The organism is Pelolinea submarina (assembly GCF_003966975.1).
Classification (GTDB): Bacteria; Chloroflexota; Anaerolineae; order Anaerolineales; family Anaerolineaceae; genus Pelolinea; species Pelolinea submarina.
Genome location: NZ_AP018437.1, coordinates 3,480,795 through 3,504,972, shown reverse-complemented (window position 1 = coordinate 3,504,972; position 24,178 = coordinate 3,480,795). Strand labels below are relative to the sequence as shown.

Sequence of the window (24,178 nt, the reverse complement as noted above, 5' to 3'; positions counted from 1 at the left end):
TTTGCAGGATTCTCTAAGCTTCTACCGTGTTGGTTTCCGTTTTCTTTTTACGGTTCCTGAGCTGGTTTTTCCCCATGAAGCTGATGAAATAGGACACACCGGCCACCAGGATAATGGTCGCTCCGGAGGTCAGGTTGAGGTAATAAGAAAGCAGCAAGCCCACGAAGGTGAACAGGATGCTCAGCAGGATGGATAGACCCATCATGCGCTTCATGTCCTTGACAAATAGGCCCGCGATGGCAGGGGGCATGGTCAGCAGGGCGATCACCATGATTAAACCAACAATGCGCATGGTCATCACCACGGTCAGTCCAACCAGGCACACCAACATTAAATACAGGCGGTTGACCGGTACGTTGACAACGAAAGCGAAGGTCTCGTCGAAGGAAATGGCCTGCAGTTCCTTATAATACAGTGCCACCAGCACCAGGATAACCACGTTCAATACCAGCATGATGATCAGGTCGCTGGTTGGCACGGCCAGGATGCTGCCGAATAGATAACTCATCAGGTCGGCTTTGTAACCGGGACTCATGTCCAGGAAGATGATGCCGATTGCCATGCCAATGGCCCACATGACGCCGATGATGGTGTCGGAGCGTTCGCCGGTCTTGCGGTGCACCATACCCATGCCCAACGAGGCGCCCAGGCTGAAGACGATCGCGCCAATAATCGGGTTGATGCCCAGGAAATATCCCAGGCCGATGCCGCCGTATGCGGCGTGCGCGATGCCGCCGCTCAAAAAGACGATGCGGTTGATGACCACGTAGGTGCCGATGATGCCGCAGGCAAAGCTGACCAGAACGCCCGCGGCCAGCGCGTTACGCATAAATCCGTATTGGAAGATCTCAAGCATGGTTTTCTCCTTCCGATTCGTGCGGGGAAAGTACGCGGTGGGGCAGACCGTGCGCGATCAGGTCAATGGGGCATTCGTAAATAGCGTTCATCATTTCCTGTGTGACTTCCTTGCTGCCGTGATAATGCATGCGCCGGTTGAGGCAGCCAATGGTTTTAACGTAGGAGGATACCGCGTTCATATCGTGGCTGACCATTAGGATGGTGACGGATTGGTTGATGCGTTTCAACAGGTCGTAAATAATCCCCGCTACCTGCGGGTCCACGCTGGCGGTGGGCTCATCCAACAGCAGGATCTGCGGGTTGGAGGTCAGGGCGCGCGCGATATATACACGCTGGCGCTGGCCGCCGGACAGTTCGCCGATCGGGCGCTGGCTCAATCCGGCCATGTCCACCTGCTCAAGGGCGTAGTCAATCACTTCGCGTTCGGCGGTTGAAAGCCGCGTGAAGGGTTTTCGGCAGCCCAACAAGCCCATCTGTACCACCTCCCATACACGGATGGGAAACTGGCGGTCGAACTCGATGTATTGCGGCACGTAACCAATGTGGCAACGCCCCTCGGCTACGCTCTTGCCCATGATGCGGATGCTGCCGCTGGACGGTTCCAACAAGCCTAACAGCGCCTTCAACAGGGTGGTCTTGCCGCCGCCGTTAGGCCCGATCAACCCGATAAAATCCGACTCGTAAACGGTCAGGTTGATATCTTCAAGAACTGTCTGGGTATCGTAGGATACCCAGACGTTTTTAATTTCAATTACAGGTTGTTTGTCGATTTGTTTATCCATTCTGATTGTTTAGTACTTCTCCAAAAGTCGCGCTCACGCTGCGCAGATTTTCCAACCAATCTTCCGCCAGCGGATCAAGCAGGATGACTTGTCCGTTGACTTCTTGTGCAATGTAATCGGCAGCCTTGGTGCTGAATTCCGGCGAGCCGAAAATGACTTTGACGTCTTCTTTTTTGGCTTCGTCAATAAGGGCAGCTAATTCCTGCGCGCTGGGTTCCGAACCGCCAATCTCGATTGCAATTTGCTCCAGGCCGAAAGCATGGGCAAAGTAACCCCAGGCGGGATGGAACACGATGAATTTCTTGGTTGTAATACCGGCCAGGTTCGCGTTGATGTCGTCTACCAACTGATTAATATCGGCGCTGAAGCTTTCCAGGTTGGCTTGAAATTCCGCCTGATGGGATGGATCGGCGGCAGCCAGCGTCTCATAGATTGTCTGCGACATGATTTTCACGTTCTCAGGGGAAGTCCAAACATGCGGATCGGGGCTGCCTGCTTCTTCGTCCCCGTCGGAGGCTGTAATGGCAATCTTTTCGATGCCGGCGGAAAGGTCCACGATCTGCATATCCGGATTGGTGGCCGAGATGCGCTCCATCCAGGCGGATTCGAAGTCTACGCCAATGGAGAAATAGATGGCAGAATTGGATAAAGCGGTCATCTGATCGGTTTTGGGTTCGTAAGTGTGCGGCTCTTCTCCTGGGCCGACCATTACGTTGACGTTTACATAGTCGCCGCCAATGCGCTCGACGAAGTATTTCTCCGGCAGGATGCTGACTGTCACGTTGATCTGATCGCTGCTATTCGCAGCGGAAGCTGCTCCGGAGGTGCCCGTGCTGCAGGCGGCTAACAAGGCGGATGCGAGCAGCAGGACGACAATGGGTTTTACTTTGGATACGCTCATTTTCTATCCTTTGGATTGTTTTTTTGACATTCCTCGCAGAGCCCGGCCAACTGCAGCCAATGTTCCGTGATGCGATAACCGAACTTTTTGCCGATCTGGTTAAACTGCTCTTCCACTTCCAGCCCGTCGAAATAATAACTGCTGCCGCACTTGGTGCAGATCAGCAGGTGCTGGTGTTGTTCCGAGCAGCGGAATACCGTCTGGCAATCACCCAAGTGGTGGACATGTTCCACCAGATGCAATTCTTCCAGTTTTTCAATGGTGCGGTAGACAGTCACCAACCCGATTCCGGCGGATTGTGCGCCCGCTAAATCGAATATCTCAACCGGTGTCAGGGGGCGTTCCGTTTCCGCAATGATGTCCAGGATAGCCCGCCGCGGTTGGGTAATGCGGTAGCCGGCCTGGCTGAGTTGGTTTTCCCATTTTTGACTGAGTGATGTACGGTTTTTCTTTTCCATAAGCTCTTATTGAAAATGAATGTCAATATCAACAATTATACCCATTATGCTGAAAAAGTAAATATACTATTAAATATATGGATATTGATTTTGCCGCAATAGAAATATTTCGAGATTTGCCTGCCGATATGATTACTGCGATCGAGGGCTTTTCTCAATTGAAACTGGTACCGCCGGACACGCCGATCTTGTGGGCAGGCATGGAATGCACGGCGGTCTATTTCATCCTGGAAGGCCGCGTGGATATCACACGCCTGTCGATACAGGGGCGAGAACAGGTGCTGGAAAGGTTGGGCAAGGGTGAAGCTTTCAATCTGGTGCCGGTCTTTCTGGGCAAGCCGCTCAACCCGGCAGACGCCAAAACAATCGGCCCGGCTGAACTGCTCGTGATAGGACGGGAGGATTTCCTGCGGCTGCTGGATCGTTATCCGGTATTGATGCACGCCCTGGCTGCTTACCTGGCCAAACGCCTGTTGTCCATGGTGGGCCTGGCGGAACGCTTGGCCCTGTTCCCCGTGCGCCAACACCTGGCCGCTTTCCTGATCAATCAGGCGGATGCGGTTGGAGAAGACGTTGCCCGATATTGGACACAGGAAGATATTGCCCGCCGGCTGGGAACCGTGCGGGATGTGGTCGGCCGTACCCTGCGCAGATTTGAGCAGGAAGGCCTGATCCGTTTCCAGCGCGAGCATATCCAATTGCTGGATCGGGAGAAATTACAATCGCTGGCGGACGGCCGCGAATGAGACTTAAGTCGTAGAGAAAAAACTGCCTTGTGTTTATGCTTATGGTTAGAAAGGTAAAAACAGCATGGCCGATTGGAAGATTCCACAACTGAACCAGGAGAAATGCGTTGTGTGCGGCATCTGTGTGGATGTTTGCCCGCAAGGCGTGCTGGCGCTGCAGGCGGAAGAAGTTATTTTCGCCCGTCCGCAGGAATGCACCTACTGCGGCACCTGCGAAGAAAGCTGCCCGCATGGCGCTGTGGCGTGTTCATATGAAATCGGCTGGGCATAAACCAAGGAGTGAGCATGAGTGAATTTATCAACAACGTCTCCCGGCGTAAGGAGACGTTGAAGGAAGCATTGCGCCAGATCCACGCCGGTAAACCCTACGAGGAAGTCAAACAAACTTTCGCGGAAATCCTGCAGCAGGCCAGCGCGGGTGAGATTGCCGAGATCGAGCAGGCTCTGATAGCCGAAGGGCTGCCGGTGGAAGACATTCAATATCTGTGCGATGTGCACGTGGCCATGTTCCGCGAATCGCTGGATCAGCAGACCCCGCCGCAGATGATGCCCGGCCATCCCGTATATACCTTCAATGCCGAAAATGAATTGGCTGCATTACAACTGAACCAGTGCCGCCAGCTTTTGGGGCAGGCACAGGATAATCCCAAAGCCGAAACTTTAGCGCAGCTGGCTGCCGCCCTGCAAAAACTGGCCGAATTCGATTGCCACTACGAGCGCAAAGAAAACCTATTGTTCCCCTTCCTGGAAAAGTACGGATTCAGCGGTCCTTCTTCAGTGATGTGGGGTATCCACGATGATATCCGCAAAGCCTGGAAAAGCATGCGCAAACAGCTGCAGGATGCCGGCGCGGATCCCTCCGCGGCGCTTGCGGCGGTGTCCGAAAAATTCATTCCCATGGAAAATGCCATGCGCGAAATGTTTTATAAGGAAGAACACATCCTGTTTCCCAATGCATTAGAGCGTTTAAATGCATCCGATTGGCGTGCCATCCACGCCCAGGAGCCTGATTTTGGTTTTGCTTTTGTCGTGCGCGGCGCACAGTGGCCGCCCGATGAGCAGCCAGTCGAGATTGAAACCGCGATTGGTGATGCAATAATAAATAAAGAGAAGCAAGAAAGGATGAATGAAATGAATGAATTCCCCCTGACCACAGGCGACCTGACCTTGTCGCAAATCAACCTGATGCTGACCCATCTACCGGTTGATATCACTTTTGTGGACGAAAATGATATTGTGCGCTATTTCTCCGAAACGCCCACGCGTATTTTCAAGCGCACGCCTGCTATCATCGGCCGCAAGGTGCAGAACTGCCACCCGCCGGCCAGCGTGCATAAGGTGGTGGAGATCGTTGAGGATTTCCGCGCCGGCAAACGCGACAGCGCCGAATTCTGGATTCAGATGAACGGCATGTTCATTCACATCCAGTATTTCGCCATGCGTGATGTGTCTGGAAACTACCGTGGTACATTGGAAGTCTCGCAGGAGATTAGCGCCTTACGAAAGTTGGAAGGCGAAAAACGCCTGCTGGATGATTAACGGTAGAGAATTATCGGTATAAAAACATAAACGCCGCGAGAGCGGCGTTTATGTTTCTTTGCGACATAGGACGGTTTTGGCCGAAAAAGTCAGGCATGCCCCGTAGGGTACAGGTGAAAGCCTGACTTACAAATTTCCTTGATAGGCCATCTGTGAAAATTAAATAATTAAAGTTTTGTTTATCTGTGTTTATCTGTGTTTATCTGTGGTTAAAAAACTACTCCCCCATTTTTTTCTGGCAGGCCTGGCAGTAGCCGAACAAAGCCAGGTGTTTGGTGATCACTTTAAAATGGTGGTTGTCCTCGATCTTGTCAAAGAGTTCTTCTACGCTGCCGTCCTTCAGGTTGATGATCTTGCCGCAGTTCTGGCACACCAGGTGATGGTGCGGCTCACCGGCCACCAGCTCAAACACCTGCGCGCCGCGCCCGATATCCGTGATGGATACCTGCCCGTCGTCCACCAACCGGCGCAGGGCGCGGTATACGGTGGAGTGGTTGACCGCTGTGAACTTGAATTTGACAGCTTCGTAAATCTCCACCTCGGTCAGGTGGTCGTGTTCCTTTTTTAAGATATCCAGAATCTCGTTGGTTACGGATGAGGCACGCATAACGGTTTAATTATAAACCACCCGCGTGCCTCCTTTGGTTTAATCCAGGTAACCGCGCGCTTTCAGAAGCTCTGCGTTGAGGAGGGATCCGCTGGCTGCGCCGCGCAGGGTGTTGTGCACCACCGAAACCAGACGCAGGTCAAGGATGGGACAGGGGCGCAGGCGCCCGATGCTGATGGACATGCCGTCTCCGGCGCTGCGGTCCAGGCGCGGCTGCGGGCGATCCTCTTCCTCGCGCACGATCATGGGTTGCACCGGCGCGCTGGGCAATTCCTTGATATCCTCCGGCCAGGGATAATTTTTCAACGCTTCCTTTACTTCATCAATATCAGTGGGTTTTGCCAACTTAACGGACAGGCAAATGGTGTGCCCGTCGCTGACCGCCACGCGGTTGGATTGGGCGCTGATGATCATAGGCGCGCTGATGCGCTGCCCGCCGTTCATCTTACCCAGCAGCAAGCGTGGTTCCAATTCCAATTTCTTTTCCTCGCCGCCTATTAAAGGAATAACGTTGTCGATAATAGATAGATAGGGCAATCCCGGATAACCGGCGCCGGAAACAGCTTGCATACTGACCAGAATGACTTTCTCGACCCCGAACAGCTCCTCCAGTACTTTGAGTGGGAAGACCGCGCCGGTGGTGGTGCAGTTGGGGCTGGTGACGATGCGTCCCGGCCAATCGCGGTGGCTCTTTTGCAGTTCCAGCAAATCCAAATGGTCGGCGTTGATCTCGGGGATCAGGATGGGCACGTCTTCGTCATAGCGGTGCGCGGAAGAGTTGGAACAGACGGTATACCCGGCTTGCGCAAATTCGACCTCGATATCCGCGGCCACATCCGCCGGCAAAGCCGAGAAGACCAACTGTACCGGCATGGGTGGAACAGCCGGCAGCACCTGCATATCTGCTACGGCCGCGGGCATATCCCCTTCCAGGTACCAGCGGCAAGCGTCTTTATATTTCTTTCCGGCGCTGCGGCTGGAGCCGGCCAGGGCGGCTACCTCGAACCAGGGATGGTTTTCCAGCAGTTGGATAAAGCGCTGGCCGACCATGCCGGTGGCGCCAAGAACGGCGACCTTGATTTTGTTGTGATTAATTTCCATTGATAATAACCTCTCGATGAATTTCTTGAATGGCCAGTTTCGCGTCCTGGCTGGTGACGACCAGGGAAATGCTGTATTCCGAAGACCCCTGGGCGATGGCGATCACGTTGATTTTTTCTTTGGCAACCGCGTTGAAAACGCGGGCGGAAATACCGGGTGTTTTGCGCATACCGGACCCGATCACGGTAATGATAACCACATCTGACTGGATTTGGATGCCGTTGATGTCGGCGCGTTCCAGTTCAACGCTTAAGTCATGCTGAAGCGATGCCTGTACCTTGCGTTCCATGTCGGAAGGCACCACGAAAGCGATGGATTGTTCCGAAGAGGATTGGGAGATCATCAGCACGCTGGCGCCCTGGGTGGCCACCGCACCGAAGGTGCGTGCGGCAATACCGGGCACACCCAGCATCCCGCGCCCTTCGATCGTGAACAGGCTCAGGTTCTTGATGCCGGTCACGCAGGTCAGCTTGCCGCGCAGCGCGCTGGAGTGCTGGGTAATACGCGTGCCGGGGTGCTCTGGGTTGAATGTGTTCATCACGCGCATGGGAATATTTTTGGCAACGATAGGTTGGATGGTCTTGGGGTGCAGCACCTTGGCGCCGAAGTAAGCCATTTCGCTCATTTCGTCGTAGGCCAGTTGGGGAATAACGCGCGCGTCCGGTACGATGGAAGGATCTGCCGTCATTACGCCGTCCACGTCGGTGCAGTTCCAAACTTCGCTGGCGTCCAAGCATTCCGCCAGAAGCGAAGCACTGTAATCACTGCCTCCGCGGCCCAAGGTGGTGGGGATGCCCTGCGCTGTGGCGGCGATGAAGCCGGTCACCACCGGCACGATGCCGTCTTCCAGCAGAGGCGGGAGCAGGCCCTTTACTTTTTGGCAGGTTTCGTCCAGCAGCGGCCGCGCGTTTTGGAAATTATCGTCCGTGACGATCAGTTCGGTGGCATCCACCGGTTGGCTGTGCAGCCCGGCCTGCTGCAGGCAGGCGCTGAAAATGCGCGCGTTCATGCGTTCACCCAGGCAGGATATGGCATCCATCCCGCGCGCTGTGACCTCGCCCATTACCTGGATGCTGTCGCAAAACGCTTTCAGGGTGGCCAACTGGCTGTCGATTTCGGCGCATAAATCCGCTTGCATCTCCTGCGGAGCGAGGGCATGGATGGCTTCGAAGTGGCGTGTTTGCAGTTCGGTAATGATCGTGCTGTACTGGTCTTCGCGGCGTTGCAGCGCGGCATCCGCGCAGGCGATCAGGCTGTTGGTCACCCCGCTCATGGCGGAGATTACCACCACGACGTTATCCCAGAGCTGAGCCTGGTCGCTGATAATTTTCGCTGCTTGCTGTTGGGCGGTGGGACTGCCCATGGAAGTTCCGCCGAATTTAACCAGCAATAATCTATTAGCTTCCTGTGCATTCTGTACTTTCTTGCCTGCCATGCTCACCTCATCATTAATTTATTAGTATGCAGATAAGAAAAAAGCCTCGATGGGTTCGAGGCTTTTTCTAATTATTCCGTTGGTAGGTGTTACTTATCTACGGGAATCCATGCGTGCCTGCGCAACCCATCGCTCTCCTAAAGAAGGAGTTGATGTGGTCATAGTACCAGAGCCGGTAGTCATAGTGCGCATGGACATATACATCATATTGGGCGCAACTATACCATTGCGCGGACATTCAGTCAAGAAATCCGTTTACGAAAATTGAAAATTTAAACAATTGTTAATGAAAGGTAATTCAGCCGGATTAATACTAAATGATCGTGGAATATGGAGGAAAAATGATGCCGCTAATTTGCTCAATTGACCGAAAATTACAGGCAAAATGAAAAAAGAGACGGCTAAATAAAACTCCCGCAAAGCACATCAATGGCCGACTTATCCGGCTGAACCGATGGGAAGCTAAATTGGGAACCGTACCAGTGCCTGCCGGTTCACCTGCGAACCGGCATTTTTTTGAGAATTGGGGGAAAAGGAATATTTGAAATAATGATAAAATCCACGCAAACTGTAAATGAAAGAGGGATAAAGACATGCTTGGAAATGTGAACGTGTTGTTGTTTTGTCTGGCTGCCTGGGCGCTCATCCTCACCCCCGGGCCGGACATGATCTACGTCATCACGCGCGGCATCGGCCAGGGACGCAGCGCTGGGCTGCTCTCGGCGGCGGGCGTGACCAGCGGCATTCTGGTGCATACTCTGCTGGCTGCTTTAGGGATCGCCGTCGTGCTGCAGACCTCGGAATTGGCCTTCATGCTGGTCAAGTATCTGGGCGCTTTTTATTTGATCTATCTGGGCGTCAAGACCATTCTTGCCCGCGGCCAACTGGCTCTCGGCCAGACCAACGCTCCCATCCGCAAACAGGCACTGTATTCGCAGGGTTTGCTTTCCAACGTGTTCAATCCTAAGGTTGCGCTGTTCTTTTGGGCCTTTCTGCCCCAATTCATCGTGGGTGAGCCATCTTCCATCACTTTGCCGCTGATCGGATTGGGCCTGATCTTTGCCTTGTTTACCTTTACCTTCCTCAGCCTGGTGGGTTATTTTTCCGGCCACATTGGCGTTTGGCTGAACGAGCGGCCAGGCATCAACGCCAACATGCGCTGGATCACCGGCAGCGTCATGATCGGCCTGGGCGTGCGCCTGGCGCTGACCAAACGCGTTTGATTTATTCCACCGTAAAAAAGTTCCGGATATCGAGCAACCAAAGTGGGAGAGACGCAAGTCCCGGGAAAATACCGGGACTTGTTTTTATCTACCTGGATGACTTGCACACCCGCTTTCTGGATTGATTCCAGAGTGGGCTGGGGGGGGGTTGGGAATCGGTGATCAGGATGGAGATGGCAGTGATCGGCGCAAGAGGTCTCCGGGCGACACCGTTGCGTGATTTCCGCATAGCGACGGCTGAAGTTGGAGATCATCTCAGGGGAATAGAGCGCCCGCGGTGTGTTTCGCGTTGATTCTTAAAACTTCCATTTTCTATGAATTAATCACCTTTTCCTTTTATAATATGCAAGTTATTGCAATAGCATAAATTATATTTTCGAGGTGTGATTATGAAAGCTCCTGTTCCAATGCACATTCCGGACGGATTCCTGTCGGTGGCAGTCTCCGGAATTTTATGGGTGGTCAGTCTTATCTTTATCTTTATTGCGTTGAAAAAAGCCGGCAAGGAAATCGACGAAAGCCGGCTGCCCCTGGTGGGCGTGTTGGCGGCGGCCATTTTTGCCGGCCAAATGTTGAACTTCGCGGTTGCCGGCGGAACTTCCGGCCATTTACTGGGCGCGGCTTTGGCCGTCTTGCTGGTCGGTCCATGGCCGGCGGTGCTGGTGATGACCAGCGTGGTGACGGTGCAGGCCCTGGTTTTCCAGGACGGCGGAGTGCTCACCCTGGGCGCAAATTTGTTCAACATGGCCATCGTGGGTGTGGCGGTGGCTTACTTCGTCTCCGACCTGTTTAAACACTGGTTTGGCGACAAGCGCTGGGCAACCCTGTTGACCGCTTTTGCGGCCGGTTGGTTCTCCATCTTTATCGCAGCCCTGGCGGCTTCGCTGGAATTGGCTTTTTCCGGCACTTCCCCGGCCAATATTGCCATCCCGGCCATGGGCGGCATTCATGCCCTGATCGGTATCGGCGAAGGCCTGATTACCCTGGGCGCGGTCAGCCTGATCATGAGCTCTAAACCGCAGCTGCTGGAAAAGAAAGCAGAGGAAAAGGTGGGTTCATCCTTCGTATGGATTTCCGGTCTGGTGCTGACGGTAGTCCTGCTGATCATTTCCCCATTGGCTTCCTCAAAACCGGATGGCCTTGAATGGGTGGCGGAGAAGTTGGGCTTTCTGATCATGGCCCAGGACGCCAGTTACCACATCATTCCCGATTACGTCCTGCCCGGCATCCAAAATGAAGCTCTGGCCACCATCATGGCCGGTGCGGTGGGTGTCGTGATCGTAATGGCATTGGTTCTATTGTTAACACGGCGAAAAACATCGCAGACAGCAAAGCATTAATGCCGGTTGACATTGAACAACGGGCATCATATGAATACGGAGATAGTCTCCTGCATCTCTGTGATGCCCGTATAAAAATTACGCTGTTAATGGTTTATTTAATAACAACAGCCCTGCTGCCGGTAGGCGCGTGGGCTGTTTACCTTTTAATGGGCGGCGTTCTGCTGATTGTCGCTGTCCTCTCTGAAATCCCGGCGTCCCTTCTTTTGAAAAGAGCGCTGCTGTTAGAGGTGCCTATCCTGCTGGTATTGATTCCGCAGATCTTCCTGAAAACCGGCAATTTTATCGAAATCAACCCCTGGTCCGGTTTTGCTTTCAGCCTGTCGTTGACCCGTTTGGAACGTGTTGCCAGCCTGCTGGTGCGTTCCTGGCTTTCGCTGCAATTCGCGGTGATAATCATGTCCGCCACCCGCTTTGAAGATGTTTTGGCGGGCCTGCGTGCCTGCGGCTTGCCGCGCATGTTGACCGCCATTTTCGGGCTGATGTGGCGTTATTTGTATGTGCTGCTGGACGAGATGCACAACCTGACCCAGGCGCGCCGGGCACGCAGCAGTACGTTGCAGGGGTCCTTTAAACAAGCCGGCGGCAGTGTCTGGTGGCGCGCGCAGGTAACCGGCGGGATGGCCGGCATGTTGATGCTGCGCTCGCTGGATCGTTCACAGCGCATCTATCAGGCTATGCAGGCCCGCGGTTATGATGGGGAGATCCGCTCTGAAGCAGCCGCAATCCCGTTGACAAAAGCGCAATATTTTTCCATTGCTGCTTTTATTCTGGCCGGATTGCTGATGGTATTGCTGGCGAATGGGATGGCGGCGTGATGATCTCAATAAACGATTTAAGTTTTGCGTATGACGATGGCCGCATGGCGATCGAACATGTGTCGCTGGATTTCAAGCCGGGCGAGAAAGCCGCCCTGGTTGGGCCGAATGGCGCCGGCAAGACCACCCTGCTGCTACATTTGAATGGCATTCTGCGCGGGCAGGGTTCCGTTGTTGTGGGCGAGCAGGCAGTCGACGACCGCACAATCAAAGCCATCCGAGCCAGAGTTGGGTTGGTATTCCAATCCCCCGACGACCAATTATTTTCCTCAAGTGTTTTCGATGACGTGGCTTATGGGCTGGTCTATCAGGGGGAGGAAAAAATCGTCATCCGGGAAAAAGTGGCGCAAGCGTTGGAAGTGGTGGGTATGCCGGACAGCCAAGCGCGTTCACCCTATCATTTAAGCCTGGGCGAGAAGAAGCGCGTGGCGTTGGCGACTGTGCTGTGCATGCAGCCCGAAGTGCTGGCGTTGGATGAACCCACCGCCGGGCTGGATCCGCGCGGAAGGCGCGGCATCCTCAATCTGCTGGCTGATTTGGATCAGACGTTGATTGTGGCCACCCATGACCTGGAAATGGTGCGCGAGATCTTCCCGCGCGTGATTATCATGGATGCCGGGCGCGTGGTTTACGATGGCGAAACCCAAGCGGCTCTGGCGGATCGAGCGCTGCTGGAAGCTCACGGTCTGATCGGCTAGATGATAAATAAAAACAGCCGTCTCCAAAAGACGGCTGTTTTTGCTTAACCGGACAAGTTATTTTTGCAAGTCGCTCAGGCGGTGCACCACCGGCCGGGTGCTCAGATAGAGTTCCTTGAACATTTCGTAAAGCTCGTCATAAGCCGGCTTATTTTGGGGAATCGGCTGCACTTTCCCGGCGATCTTGACCCAGTTGGTTTTTAATTCATCCACACTGGAAATTATCCCGCTGGCCAGTCCTGCCAAAAAGGCGTTTCCGTAAGACGCGCCGATGGTTTTCTCCGGGATGTATTGGGGCATGCCGGTCACATCGCTGACGGTTTGCAGCCACAGGTCGTTGGCCGACCCGCCCCCGACCGCCACACCGTGGTGAATTTGCGCGCCGTTTTTCTGCATGGCTTCCAGGTTCATGCGGATGGCGAAAGCTGTGCCTTCCAGCAGGGCGCGGTACATTTCCCCGCGCGTGTGGCTGAGCGACAGCCCGGCGATCACGCCGCGCGCCTGAGGGTCGAAGATAGGCGTGCGTTCGCCGCTCATATAGGGCAGCATCAGCAGACCGTTGGCACCCAGGGGCGCCTGCGCGGCTTCCTGGGCCAGGCGCGCGTAAGCATTCGCGCCGCCTGCGCGTTCGTCCCGCAGGTAATCCAACCCGAATTGATCGCGGAACCAGGTGGTGGCGGATCCGCTGGTGGACAGGCCGGCGGAATATTCGTACTGGCCCTTGAATGCCCCGGCTTCCAGCCAAAGCTCATTTGTGGCTACCGGTTTTTCGATCAGGAAGATCATGAAGGCCGTGCTGCCGTACATGATCATCAGCTCCCCGCTGTCAATCACACCCACACTGACCGCTTCCGACAGGGCGTCCACCGCACCGAAGTTGACCGGCGTACCTTCCGGGATGCCGGTGGCTTGGGCAGCTTGGGTGTTGATCCTGCCCGCGACCTCGTCCGACCAGCCAATCTCGGGCAGTTTGTCCAGGCTTGTGATCTGCTCGGCGAAGCGTGCGTTCCACGTGACTGTCCGGATGTCGATCAGCGGATTGAATTCGGTGGCGGTGTGCGCGTCGATCACATAATTACCGGTCAGCTTATAGATAATGTAGGAGGTCGCCGTCAGGAACTTGGCGGTCTTTTGGTAGATTTCCGGTTCATTTTCCTTGATCCATAAAATCTTGGGTCCGATAGCCTGGGTGGTGAGCCGCGTGCCGCCGAAATCAACCAAGGCTTCACGCGTGTATTCTTTTTCCAGTGCATTAATTTGCTTTACAGCGCGGGTATCCACACCGTATAGGATGCCGGGGCGCAGCGGGCGGCCTTGCGCATCGACCGGCAGTACACAAGCGCCAATCGCGCTGACGCCGACGCCTGCAATCGTGTCCCCTTTTGGCATTTGCGCAACCAGTTCTTGGGCTAATTTCTGAAAGTCGCCCCACCAGATTGCGTCGGCGTCCTGCTCCGCGTAACCTGGTTTGGGCATGGAGATATCATGGTCGGCGCGCGCGTCCGCGATTATCTCTCCATTGGAGCGGCACAGTACGCCTTTGGAACTGTACGTGCCGATATCGATTCCTAATAATAATTCGCTCATCCTTACCTCAAATATATTTCTTTTGTGTCTCCAAACTCAGAAGAAGATGGCCGGAATTGCGGTCAGAACGGTATAAATACCCGGAAAATCGGGCAATATCCATTCTTGGCAATTCAAAAAATCTCCCTGCGGAGTTTAGGTGGAAATAAATTTTGAGATAGAGGCAATCCCAATTATAGCATCCTTCGATGGACTGGAATTACGGTGGCTTTTAATGGCAGTAGGGGAGCGGACGGCGTGTAAATCTTAAAAATTTATCAGGAGGTATTGACATGTATAGGCAATTTCAATATAATGAAATCGATTTAGGAAAACGATTAACGAAACCGATTAAGTAAGACGATTGCCTGACTATGAAAAATAAACCAGTAACAATGAACGATGTGGCGGAAAAGACGGGCGTTTCCAAAACGACCATTTCCCGCATCATTAACCAAATCCCCAATGCCGCTTCCAAAGAAACCGTCGAACGCGTACTCAAGGCTATCGATGAATTGGGGTATTACCCTAACCAGGTCGCGGCCAGCTTGAAACGCACCACCACCCGCACCATCGGATTGGTGATGGGCGATATTGAAAATCCCTTCTTCGGTTTGATGATAAAAGGCGTGGAAGAGGTTGTGCGCAGCTCCGGCTACAGCCTGATCCTGGCTAACAGCAACTATGACGACGCTTTGGAACACGACCTTTGCATGCTGATGCTTTCCAAACAAGTGGACGCCATTCTGATTGCCCCCAGCGGATTCTCCTCCTGTAAACAATATGCGCCTATCCTGGACAGGCAGACCCACGTTGTATTTATTGATAATTACGTTCCCGGCTGCAATGTTGATTCGGTGATCGTGAATAACTACGAAGCTTCAAAGGAAGCCTGCGACTACCTGATTTCTTTAGGGCATAAAAAAATAGCCTTCATCGCCGGCCCGGCAAATCGCATATCTTCCGACCAGAGGACCAAGGGCTTTGTGGGCGCCATGGAGGAAGAATTCGGATCGCTGGAACCATCCTTGCTCAAACGAGGCGATCATACAATCGCGGGCGGCTACAGATGCATGGCTGAATTGCTTCAGCAGCCTGAAATCCCCACGGCAGTTTTTGCCTCAAATAACCTGATGACGGTCGGCGCTCTGGGTGCCATCAAAGACGCCGGTTTATCCATTCCTTCTGATATTTCCATCCTCGGTTTTGACGATATGTATTGGTACTCAATCAACCAGCCATCCTTGACGGCTGTTGACCAACCGGCTTATGAAATTGGCCAGACTGCTGCCAAACGCGTAGTAATGCGGCTGCGCAATAAAAAGCAACCTTCTCCTGAAGTAATTGAGCTGAAAGCAAAGCTTATTGTTAGAGACAGTACTGCTCCTCCCCAACCTCATCGAAATGCCCCAAAAACTTAGGGTTTGAAAATAATGGAAAGGAAAGTAGCTTATGGATACAGGTGGTACGAATGAGCAAGTTGCAATAGAAGTAAAGGGTATCAAGAAAAATTACGGTCACTTACAGGCACTACGAGGGGTAGATTTAAAGGTTTACAAGGGTGAAATTCTGGCTCTGATTGGAGACAACGGAGCAGGTAAATCGACCCTGGCAAAAATCATTTGCGGGGCGATTCAAAAAACCGAGGGCGATTTATTCTTCTGGGGTCAAAAAACGGAAGTCCAATCCATCAATCACGCGCATAAGATCGGCGTTTTTACGGTTTATCAGGATCTTTCTTTGGCGCCCGATTTACCTGTCTCGGATAATCTCTTCCTCGGAAGAGAGATTATGAGAACCGGAATTTTGGGACGAATGGGGGTTTTGGACAGGAAGGCTATGCGCGCCGAATCCAAGAAAGCTTTGGCTTCTCTGGGAATTGGGCTGAAATCCATATCCGTAGATACCCGCGCATTATCCGGGGGTGAAAGGCAGGCCCTGGCAGTGGCCAAGGCCGTTACCTGGGCCAATACAGCCTTGATCATGGATGAGCCCACCGCGGCTCTGGGAGCGCGCCAATCTTCTATTGTTTACGACACAATCCGGGCAGCCTCCGCACGCGGACTGGCTGTGTTGGTCATCTCGCATGACATTCCAAAAATGGTCTCCTTTGCAGACCGCATTGTGGTGCTGCGTCATGGACAAATCGTGGCTTCTCTGGAAGCGAAAAAGACAACTTTGCAGGAAGTACTGAATTACATGTTAGGTGGCAAAGGAGAGAGCAAAAATGAGTGATCAAATTCAGGGAGAAGCGGTTGAGAAATTAAAGAACGGGGAGAATGGCGTTCAGCCCGCTGCAGGTCATTTGTCGAGCATTGAGCAAAAAGACCTGACTCCTATTCAGATGGTTTTACGTTCAACGGCTTTTTGGATATTGGTAATTCTCGTGGTTTTAGTTGCAATTTTCGGGTATTTAACCCCCAATAATGTATTTCTGAAACCGGGAACGCTTTTCACAGTCGGCTTGAATGCTTCCCAAATGTTGATTTTGGCAGTAGGCGCAACCATCCAGTTGGCTTCCAAGAACATGGACCTTTCAGTCGGCACCAATTTGATCCTGACCTCGACCCTGGCAGCCAAGATTTTGAAGATGGTCGCCGGGACACCCGAACAGATCATGGCGGGATCATACCCGAATCTGGGTATGGCCATCGTTGCGGCGGTAGCCGCTTCGATTGTGTTCGGCGGATTGTTCGGGATGATCAATGGTTTGATCGTCACCAAGCTGAAAATGGAAGCGTTTATTGCCACTCTGGCAACCATGATGGTGTATTGGGGTATTTCCCTGGTCATCACCCAGGGCGCTTCCGAAGTGGGTATTCCGCGCGCGCTGCAGTTGGGTTTTGGACATAAAAAATTACTCGATCTGATTCCCCTGCCGCTGGTGGTGGCGTTGATTATCAGCGGGATTATGTGGCTGATGATGCGCTATACCAAGTTTGGCTTATATACCTGCGCAATCGGATCTTCCAAAGAATCATCAGAAAGATCGGGTATCAACACCGATTTATATGTAGTCTCAATTTTCGTACTGGTAGGTGTCTTGGCGGGTATCGCTGGTTTCTTTGACCTGGCACGTTTTGCGACGACCAACCCGCAGGGCCATCAGACAGATGGTTTGCTGGCAATTACCGCGGCAGTGATGGGCGGAACCAGCCTGAAGGGCGGACGGGCATCCATTCCCGGAGCCATGTTGGGCGCGCTGATTCCTACCATTATTCAGACCGGTCTGGTCATCATGAGCGTGGGCGCTTTCTATCAAATGATTGCAACCGGCGTTTTCCTGGTTATTGCTGTGTATCTGGATCAGAAAAGATACGCAAGTCTTCTTGATTGAGGACGACTGTATTAGGAGAGATAGAGGCTGGAAGGAGGTGGAACACAAAATAATCTTTTTATTGGTTTCTTAGCGTCAAGAAATAGATAAATATGGAGTAGAGATGAAAGAAAAAACACGTTTACTGATAGTTTTAGCGGTATCCCTATTATTGGTATTGAATGCCTGCTCGACCACTGCGGCCACTGAAGCTGCGGTTGAAGAACCGGCAGAAGCAGCTGTTGCTGCTGAAGATGAAGCCGCGGACACCGCTGAAGCGGCCGCTGCTGAACAGGAACCCCTGCTTATCACCGCGGTTGTTGCGGAAGTTGGAATTCCTTACTTCACGACCATGCACTGCGGTGCTATCGCCGCCGCCGAAAAATATAACGTCGAACTCAACTGGGCCGGCCCGGCAGAGTGGGATTTCAATAAGCAGCAGCCCTTCATCGATGGTGCTTTGGCTTTGGAACCCGATGGCATGATCATTGTGCCCACTGACCCGGATGCGCTGGTAACCTATGTGCAGACCTGGATGGATGATGGAATTCCGGTAGTAACCGCCGATGTGACCTTGTCGGATCCGGTTGAGCTGATGGGCATTGAATCCGATCAGTATTCCGGTGGTGTGGCCGCCGCGAAAGCATTGTTCGAAATCACCGGTGGGGAAGGTTCATATTACACAGTTGGAACGACCCCCGGTTCTTATGGCGCTGGCCAGCGTTTGGCCGGTTTCATCGACACCATGAAAGAACTGAATCCGGAAGCCAACATCCTGGAAACCTGCTATGCCAATCACGATGCCACCAAGTCGGCCGAATGCGTTTCTGCCGCAATTATTGGCAACCCGGACCTCAAGGGTGTGTATGTGGCAGTTTCTTCAATTGCCGCAGGCGCAGCTTCCGCGATTATTGAACAGGGCAAGGCCGGCGATATCGTTTTGATGTCCTACGACGCCGATCCTCAGCAGGTCCAAGACCTCAAGGCAGGCATTTACGGCACCTTGATTGCGCAGGATCCTTATCAAATGGGTTGGTTGGCTGTTGAGACGTTGGCCAAATATCTCCGCGGTGAAATCACCAAGGAAGAAATCACCCAGCATGTGACCGTCGGTATGGCTGCTTTAACGCAGGATAATATCGAAGACCCAGATTTATTGAAGTACCAGTACGTAGGGGATGTTAATCTTTGCCCGGTAATTGTTGAGTAAAGAAACCGCAGAGGTGTCAGATAGGGATTACCCCTATCTGACACCCCCTCCATTAAGAATTATAACGTAACAAGCATAATAAGGTTTTATCGAGGAAAAAAATGGGAATAAAAGTATTGTATGTAGGTGATACCCAGGTTAATTTGACAACCTCCATGAAAGGTATGGATTCCTGGTCGTATGCTTACTATTCTGATTCCGCTCGCTATCTGCGCAATGCGCTGAACGCGTCCAAAGATATCGAATGTGTCCATATCCCCGGCAGCAACGCTACCGTGGATATGCCTTCAACAGTGGAAGAATTCAACCAATATGACGCGGTAATGGTCAGCGATCTTGGTTACAACAACATCGTATTTCAGCCGGGTAATCTCCCGCCTTTTAAGACCCCAATGGGGCCTGACCGCGTAACCGCGCTCTACAATTACGTGAAAAACGGCGGCGGATTTATGATGATCGGCGGCTGGCTTTCCTTCTCCGGCCTGCAGGGCAAGGGCCTTTACGGCGGAACGAAGATCGAAGAAGTCATGCCTGTGACCTGCGAACCGCGCGGCGCGGACGATCGTGTGGAAGTCACCGAGGGCTTCGCGATGAAGTTCGAACAGCCCGATCACCCCATCCTGAAGGGATTATCCTGGGACGTGCCCTATATGTACATGGGCTATAATAAGACTTTCCTGAAACCCGGCAGCGAATTGGTGGCCTCCTATAATGGCGACCCCCTCATCGCAACCTGCTCTTCCGGCAAAGGCCGCAGCATCGTGTTCACCTCCGACGTAGGCCCGCACTGGGCCGGCAATTTCCTGGAATGGCCGGACTATGCAACCTTCTGGCAGCGTATCGCGATGTGGTGCGCCGGTAAGCTGTAAAAGCTAGATTTTTTCATCAACAGAAGAAGCCCCGAAATAATCTGATTTGGGGCTTTTTTTCTTCTATTGGCAGATTTACGAAAGGAACCTTCAACCCGGAATTTAAATGATAACAAGCAAAGTAAAAGGCCGTAATTTCTCGCTGGTGAATGCCTATTTTCTGTACTGGTGCGCGGCAGCTGCATTTATGCCCTATATGAGCGTATATTATGAAAGCAGGGGCCTGGCTGGAAAACAAATCGGTTTACTGATCAGCATCCCTTACATGGTCACTGCCGCGAGCAGTTTTCTGTTTGGCTATTTATCCGATCTGATCAAGAAGCCGAGCGTAATTCTGCGCTTTTGCGCGCTGGGTTTTATCGCTGCGCTGGTGATACTGTCGCGCGCCAATACCTTCTGGATGACTGCCCTGGGCTGCCTGACCTACGCGATTTCCGCTGCGCCCATGAACCCCATCCTGGACAAGATCACCCTGGCTTTATTGAGCGATAAATCCCAATACGGTCGGGTGCGCATTGGTGGTTCGGTGGGCTGGGGCTTGGGTGTTCTGACGGTCAGCTACCTGCTCAGCGATTGGAACTTCGCCGCCATGTTTTTTGTCTCCCAATCCTTATTGCTATTATTCTTTTTTAATTCATTTCTGATTCCCCGAGAAACCGGTGTTTTGAGCCATTCTGAAATTAAGTTGAATTATATGTGGGCCTTTTTAAAGAGGAAGGGAACCATAATCTTATTGTTGGCAAACGTAGTGTGGAGCCTGGCGGAGTCCAGCATTACCGGATATTTATTCCTGCACATCAAGATGTTGGGCGGTTCCTCTTTGATGATGGGCCTTTCCATGGCAATCGCTATCTTGAGTGAGATGATCGGTTTCCTGTTGGTGGAGAAAGCCCTGAAGCATTTGAAACTATCCACAATCATTATTTTCGCTTTTACGCTGCAATTTCTCAGGTTGTGCTCCCTGTCGGTGATCAAAGACCCGATCGTGCTGGTGCCCCTCCAGTTCTTCGGAGGTGCTTCTTTCGCGTTGATTTGGTCGGCTTCGGTAGCCTATATCGACCGCCACGCGGATCAGGAAATGCAGACCACCGGCCAGGCGTTGAAAAGCGGCGTCATGAGCATCGGCTCCAGCCTCAGCGTGCTGCTGGGTGGATATGTTTATGAGCTGTATGGTTCGACGATTTTATTCTCCGGCGTGGCCGCTGTGATTTTTACGGCCTTGCTGCTGGGGATATGGCTCACCCGCCGGAACCTGCTGCTGGGGGATCATTGATTGCTTAAACCGCACCGTCCATCAGGCTTTGGTGAATCATAAGGCCTGATGGACAAGTGAGATTGTGTGTGCGTGAATTTTAGAAGATTATTTTATGGATCCCAAAGGCGTCGCAGCCCGGGGAAGAGCCCTCAAAAATGTAGGGTTCTTTTTGACTCCACTGCTGATAGCGTTCCGCCACACGCCGGAAAGCCTCTTGCGCTTGCTGTGTGTTCTTTCCCAATATCGCCACAGTACCGCCCGCGCCGCCGCCGGTGATCTTGGCACCCAGCAGGCCATTGTCCCGCTCAGCTTGCACCAGCTCAACGATCTTGTCGGTGTATTCCGACCCCAGACCGCATTCGCTGTACCCCAAATGTGATTGATACATCAATTCACCCAACAGGGCGCCGGTCAGGTCGTCGATGCGTTCGGCCGGCTTGGAGATCAGACTGAAAAACGATTTCACGCGCCAGTTTTCTTCGACCGCGTAGCGAGTGGCGCCGCGCACCGGGTAGTCCACTTCCGGCCGCACCGGCGTGAAGGGGTCCAGGTGGTCGCTGAACTTTTGATTGAAATCCGCTCCTGATTCTGTTTGGGGCAGGCGCTCATCAAAATTCTTCCGGTAGGTGGAAGGGGATAAATTGGCCAAATAACCGTCCCATTGTGATTCCACCCAGCGCGGCAGCGCACCGCTTTCATCCAGTCTGGGCGTTAATTTCTCCCATTCGCATAAGTAGCGGTAGCCCATGAAAGTGGCTGCCCGCGCGGCTTCGTATTCGATCCCCGAAACAGCATGGCGTACGTCGGAATCAATGCCCCACACGTATAAATTCTCAGGCAGCTGCACCAGCGGGTAGGGCAGGCAGGGCTGGCACAGCATGGGCACGAAATCATTCTCGTCTCCCATCACCACTGCCAGCTGGTCCATGATGCCGCAGGCGGACTGGGTCAGGGCAATCTCGACCCACTGTGTCCAGGAAGCCAGGTCGACGCCACTGACCTCGATGCCGTATAAGGCGGCGATGGCTTTCATGGCGGCCACTTCCAGCGCGGCGGAGGAACTCACGCCCTTACCCAGAGGTACATCCGATTCCAGATAGAGAGAAAATCCATGCGTGATTTTCTCCGGGAAATGTTCCAGTAAATAGTATATGTTTCCGACGATATATGCGCTCCAGGCGCGTTTGTCGTCCGCGTTGATCCAGCTGCGCACGCTTTCCATGGGTTTTAACCGGCCATTCTCGTGCAGGTCGGCCAGCGAGAAAATGATGTGATCTTCCCAGCCCAACGATTTCACGTCCGGGTTGTAAAAATGGATTTCCACATCGGGTCGGGCTTGGACGGCTGCCATGGTTGCTTCGCGGATGGTTTTCTCAAAGACCAGACCGCCGGTGTAATCGTCATTCCCGCCCATTAAATCCAGCCTTCCGGGTGTGCGGTTGATCAGAATTTCTTCATTCCTGGAAAAATAACCTTTTTCGGCTAATTCCCCAGTATTTTGATGGAATTTCTTCAGGCTTGGATATCGATCCATATAGAAGTTCAAGTCTTTTGGCATCGCAGCACTCCCTTTGGGATGGTTAAACCACCATTTGTTTAGGTTTTGGTTATAAAAACATTCTAACATAAGTAAAACGAACGGTCAAACGTAACATATAATAACCAAAACTATTGACAAACGAAACTTTAATCCCTATAATCACAATTAACATGGATAAAAAATCAAAAAACCAAAGATTAGCGGGGGCGAAAAATTGGCTGGGCTTTGTGCCTTTTTTGCTTTTCTGCTTCGCGTTCGAGTTTGTCCCCATCATTTTCCTCTTCCGGGGCAGTTTTATCGATAAGGCCACCAAGGGCTTCACGTTGAATCACTACGCGGCCATGGGGAAGGCAATCTACATCAATTCCTTCCTCAACAGCGTCAAGATCTCCGGATTGACCGCGGTGATCGGGGTCATATTCGGTACTTTGATTGGCTACGCCATTTACCGCCTGCCTTCGGAGCGTTTCCGCAACGCGCTAATCTCTTTATCGGACGTCACCACCAATTTCTCCGGCGCGCCGCTGGCTTTTGCCTTTGTGATTATCTTGGGAATGAACGGCGTCATCACGCAATTCCTGATTAAATATTTCAATTATCAGCTATACCCTGACTTTAGCATCTACTCTTTTTCCGGCCTGGTGCTGGCTTACGTCTATTTCCAGCTGCCCTTGATGGTGCTGATCATCATTCCGGCATTTGTGGGCATCAAAAAACAATGGCAGGAATCGGCGGAGAGCCTGGGCGCCAACACGCTCCAGTTTTGGTGGCACATCGGCATTCCGGTGCTGGCCCCCTCGCTGATTGCCGGCCTGACGCTTTTGTTCGCCAATGCCTTTGGCGCTTATGCCACCGCCTATACCCTGGTCGAATCGCAGCTCTCATTGGTCACACTGCAGATCGGCTACATGATTGCGGGTGAGGTTCGGCATGATCCCGGTATCGGTATGGTCATGGCTATCATCTCGCTGCTTATCATGGGTCTGAGCATTGCCATTTATCAAATCTCCACAACGCGTGTGCGGCGTTGGTCTAAATAATCACGTTTCTTTAAAGACAAGAAAAGGATTTAAGGATGGGAAAAACGCAAATTGTAAAGAAGAAAGAAAAAGTACGTCCGGGTGCGTGGCAAATCATCCTGATTGCCGGATTCCTTTTCTACATGTTTATTCCGATCATATCCACTTATCTGTTTTCCGTTGCGACTCGCTGGGACAGGACAATCCTGCCCGAAGGATATACGCTGGAATTCTATGGGAAGACCTTCGAAGCATCATATTTCCTGTCGTCTTTGCGTAACTCGATCATTTTGTCGGTTTCCACCATTTTCGTCAGCCTGGTTTTGATCGTCCCCACCACTTACTGGGTGCACGTTCGTCTGCCGCAGGCCAAACCAATTTTGGATATGCTGATGATTTTGCCGTTCGGCATCCCAACCGTGGTGTTGGCGCTGGCATTGGTGCAGGTTTACAACCCCACGCCGCTGGGCCATTCGCCGGTTCTGCTGATTGGCGCGGTGTTCATCTATTCCATGCCTTTCATGTACCGGCCCATATCCAACGCGCTGAATGCCATCGACGCCCAAACATTGACGGAAGCCGGGCAGAGCCTGGGTGCGACCACCGGCCAGGTCTTATTGAAGGTAATCATCCCGAACATCTTCGCGGGCATCATCAGCGGCAGCCTGCTGGTTTTCGCGACTGTCTTCGCGGAATTCACGCTGACCAAGTTGATCCTGGGTGCCAGGTTCAAGACTTTTCCCTTATTGCTGGTGGAATACACCCGCATCAATGGCAACATTGCAGCAGCGTTCTCGGTGATTTCCTTCACCATCGCATGGCTGGTTTCAATACTAATTCTTTGGGTGGGCAAGAAAAGCCAGGGTGCCTCGGCTGAAGCTGTGCGATCCCATTAGG

Annotated in this window: 24 protein-coding genes; 15 read left to right on the top strand and 9 right to left on the bottom strand. The window is 52.7% G+C overall.

Going from position 1 to position 24,178, the window contains the following annotated elements; genetic code table 11:
* Positions 1–13: 13 nt before the first annotated feature.
* The 4 genes from Pelsub_RS15525 to Pelsub_RS15510 are packed head-to-tail and all read right to left on the bottom strand — an operon-like array spanning position 14 to position 2,999.
* A complete protein-coding gene (locus Pelsub_RS15525; RefSeq protein ID WP_116226200.1) occupies positions 14–856 on the bottom strand; it encodes a metal ABC transporter permease in 843 nt (280 codons plus the stop codon).
* The gene (locus tag Pelsub_RS15520; RefSeq protein ID WP_116226199.1) at positions 849–1,640 is read right to left on the bottom strand and encodes a metal ABC transporter ATP-binding protein; all 792 of its coding nucleotides are present in this window, start codon (positions 1,638–1,640) and stop codon (positions 849–851) included. The genes Pelsub_RS15525 and Pelsub_RS15520 overlap by 8 nt, the downstream gene beginning before the upstream one ends.
* Entirely contained in the window at positions 1,633–2,541 is a 909-nt protein-coding gene (locus tag Pelsub_RS15515; RefSeq protein ID WP_116226198.1) for a metal ABC transporter solute-binding protein, Zn/Mn family, read from the bottom strand. The genes Pelsub_RS15520 and Pelsub_RS15515 overlap by 8 nt, the downstream gene beginning before the upstream one ends.
* Positions 2,538–2,999: a Fur family transcriptional regulator gene (locus tag Pelsub_RS15510; protein WP_116226197.1), complete on the bottom strand. Its 462-nt coding sequence runs from the start codon at positions 2,997–2,999 to the stop codon at positions 2,538–2,540. The genes Pelsub_RS15515 and Pelsub_RS15510 overlap by 4 nt, the downstream gene beginning before the upstream one ends.
* A 128-nt stretch (positions 3,000–3,127) precedes the next feature.
* Here Pelsub_RS15510 and Pelsub_RS15505 point away from each other — a divergent pair, with 128 nt between their 5' ends.
* The 3 genes from Pelsub_RS15505 (at position 3,128) to Pelsub_RS15495 (ending at position 5,284) form a co-directional block, all read left to right on the top strand.
* Positions 3,128–3,745 (top strand): Crp/Fnr family transcriptional regulator, encoded by a 618-nt coding sequence (locus tag Pelsub_RS15505; RefSeq protein ID WP_158675166.1) that lies wholly within the window; start codon positions 3,128–3,130, stop codon positions 3,743–3,745.
* Positions 3,746–3,809: 64 nt separating this feature from the next.
* Positions 3,810–4,016, top strand: a complete 207-nt coding sequence (locus Pelsub_RS15500; RefSeq protein WP_116226195.1) for a 4Fe-4S binding protein — start codon at positions 3,810–3,812, stop codon at positions 4,014–4,016.
* Positions 4,017–4,030: 14 nt separating this feature from the next.
* Positions 4,031–5,284 (top strand): DUF438 domain-containing protein, encoded by a 1,254-nt coding sequence (locus Pelsub_RS15495; protein WP_116226194.1) that lies wholly within the window; start codon positions 4,031–4,033, stop codon positions 5,282–5,284.
* Positions 5,285–5,501: 217 nt separating this feature from the next.
* Here Pelsub_RS15495 and Pelsub_RS15490 read toward each other — a convergent pair whose 3' ends face one another.
* The 3 genes from Pelsub_RS15490 to Pelsub_RS15480 are packed head-to-tail and all read right to left on the bottom strand — an operon-like array spanning position 5,502 to position 8,427.
* Positions 5,502–5,891: a Fur family transcriptional regulator gene (locus tag Pelsub_RS15490; protein ID WP_116226193.1), complete on the bottom strand. Its 390-nt coding sequence runs from the start codon at positions 5,889–5,891 to the stop codon at positions 5,502–5,504.
* A 39-nt stretch (positions 5,892–5,930) separates the two neighbouring features.
* A complete protein-coding gene (asd, locus tag Pelsub_RS15485) occupies positions 5,931–6,992 on the bottom strand; it encodes an aspartate-semialdehyde dehydrogenase (protein ID WP_116226192.1) in 1,062 nt (353 codons plus the stop codon).
* The gene (locus Pelsub_RS15480) at positions 6,982–8,427 is read right to left on the bottom strand and encodes an aspartate kinase (protein WP_116226191.1); all 1,446 of its coding nucleotides are present in this window, start codon (positions 8,425–8,427) and stop codon (positions 6,982–6,984) included. Before Pelsub_RS15480 ends, asd begins: the two co-directional genes overlap by 11 nt.
* 593 nt (positions 8,428–9,020) lie before the next feature.
* Between Pelsub_RS15480 and Pelsub_RS15475 the strand changes: the two genes are divergently transcribed.
* The 4 genes from Pelsub_RS15475 (at position 9,021) to Pelsub_RS15460 (ending at position 12,506) form a co-directional block, all read left to right on the top strand.
* Positions 9,021–9,650, top strand: coding sequence for a LysE family translocator (locus Pelsub_RS15475; protein WP_116226190.1), 630 nt, complete (start codon positions 9,021–9,023; stop codon positions 9,648–9,650).
* A 389-nt stretch (positions 9,651–10,039) separates the two neighbouring features.
* Positions 10,040–10,990 (top strand): energy-coupling factor ABC transporter permease, encoded by a 951-nt coding sequence (locus Pelsub_RS15470; protein WP_232528604.1) that lies wholly within the window; start codon positions 10,040–10,042, stop codon positions 10,988–10,990.
* On the top strand, positions 10,990–11,808 hold the full coding sequence (gene cbiQ / locus Pelsub_RS15465; RefSeq protein WP_116226189.1) for a cobalt ECF transporter T component CbiQ: 819 nt from the start codon (positions 10,990–10,992) through the stop codon (positions 11,806–11,808). The genes Pelsub_RS15470 and cbiQ overlap by 1 nt, the downstream gene beginning before the upstream one ends.
* On the top strand, positions 11,808–12,506 hold the full coding sequence (locus tag Pelsub_RS15460; RefSeq protein ID WP_116226188.1) for an energy-coupling factor ABC transporter ATP-binding protein: 699 nt from the start codon (positions 11,808–11,810) through the stop codon (positions 12,504–12,506). The genes cbiQ and Pelsub_RS15460 overlap by 1 nt, the downstream gene beginning before the upstream one ends.
* 57 nt (positions 12,507–12,563) lie before the next feature.
* On the opposite strand, the gene Pelsub_RS15455 is transcribed toward Pelsub_RS15460, so the two are convergent.
* Entirely contained in the window at positions 12,564–14,093 is a 1,530-nt protein-coding gene (locus Pelsub_RS15455) for an FGGY-family carbohydrate kinase (RefSeq protein WP_116226187.1), read from the bottom strand.
* Between the two features lie 353 nt (positions 14,094–14,446).
* Between Pelsub_RS15455 and Pelsub_RS15450 the strand changes: the two genes are divergently transcribed.
* The 6 genes from Pelsub_RS15450 to Pelsub_RS15425 all read left to right on the top strand — a co-directional run bounded on the left by Pelsub_RS15450 (position 14,447) and on the right by Pelsub_RS15425 (position 20,740).
* Positions 14,447–15,493 (top strand): LacI family DNA-binding transcriptional regulator, encoded by a 1,047-nt coding sequence (locus tag Pelsub_RS15450; protein ID WP_116226186.1) that lies wholly within the window; start codon positions 14,447–14,449, stop codon positions 15,491–15,493.
* A 31-nt stretch (positions 15,494–15,524) separates the two neighbouring features.
* On the top strand, positions 15,525–16,307 hold the full coding sequence (locus Pelsub_RS15445; protein ID WP_116226185.1) for an ATP-binding cassette domain-containing protein: 783 nt from the start codon (positions 15,525–15,527) through the stop codon (positions 16,305–16,307).
* Complete coding sequence (locus Pelsub_RS15440; protein WP_116226184.1) at positions 16,300–17,409, top strand: ABC transporter permease; 1,110 nt, start codon at positions 16,300–16,302, stop codon at positions 17,407–17,409. The genes Pelsub_RS15445 and Pelsub_RS15440 overlap by 8 nt, the downstream gene beginning before the upstream one ends.
* A 103-nt stretch (positions 17,410–17,512) precedes the next feature.
* Positions 17,513–18,598 carry an ABC transporter substrate-binding protein gene (locus tag Pelsub_RS15435; RefSeq protein ID WP_116226183.1) on the top strand — a complete coding sequence of 362 codons (1,086 nt, stop codon included), beginning with the start codon at positions 17,513–17,515 and terminating at the stop codon, positions 18,596–18,598.
* A gap of 101 nt (positions 18,599–18,699) precedes the next feature.
* On the top strand, positions 18,700–19,467 hold the full coding sequence (locus tag Pelsub_RS15430) for a glutamine amidotransferase (protein WP_116226182.1): 768 nt from the start codon (positions 18,700–18,702) through the stop codon (positions 19,465–19,467).
* Positions 19,468–19,573: 106 nt separating this feature from the next.
* On the top strand, positions 19,574–20,740 hold the full coding sequence (locus tag Pelsub_RS15425; protein ID WP_116226181.1) for an MFS transporter: 1,167 nt from the start codon (positions 19,574–19,576) through the stop codon (positions 20,738–20,740).
* A gap of 79 nt (positions 20,741–20,819) precedes the next feature.
* Here Pelsub_RS15425 and Pelsub_RS15420 read toward each other — a convergent pair whose 3' ends face one another.
* Positions 20,820–22,280, bottom strand: coding sequence for a galactokinase (locus tag Pelsub_RS15420; protein WP_158675165.1), 1,461 nt, complete (start codon positions 22,278–22,280; stop codon positions 20,820–20,822).
* A 152-nt stretch (positions 22,281–22,432) separates the two neighbouring features.
* Here Pelsub_RS15420 and Pelsub_RS15415 point away from each other — a divergent pair, with 152 nt between their 5' ends.
* Together Pelsub_RS15415 and Pelsub_RS15410 are read left to right on the top strand one after the other, a co-directional pair.
* The gene (locus tag Pelsub_RS15415) at positions 22,433–23,302 is read left to right on the top strand and encodes an ABC transporter permease (RefSeq protein WP_116226179.1); all 870 of its coding nucleotides are present in this window, start codon (positions 22,433–22,435) and stop codon (positions 23,300–23,302) included.
* Between the two features lie 35 nt (positions 23,303–23,337).
* Positions 23,338–24,177 (top strand): ABC transporter permease, encoded by an 840-nt coding sequence (locus tag Pelsub_RS15410; RefSeq protein ID WP_116226178.1) that lies wholly within the window; start codon positions 23,338–23,340, stop codon positions 24,175–24,177.
* Position 24,178 lies beyond the last annotated feature (1 nt).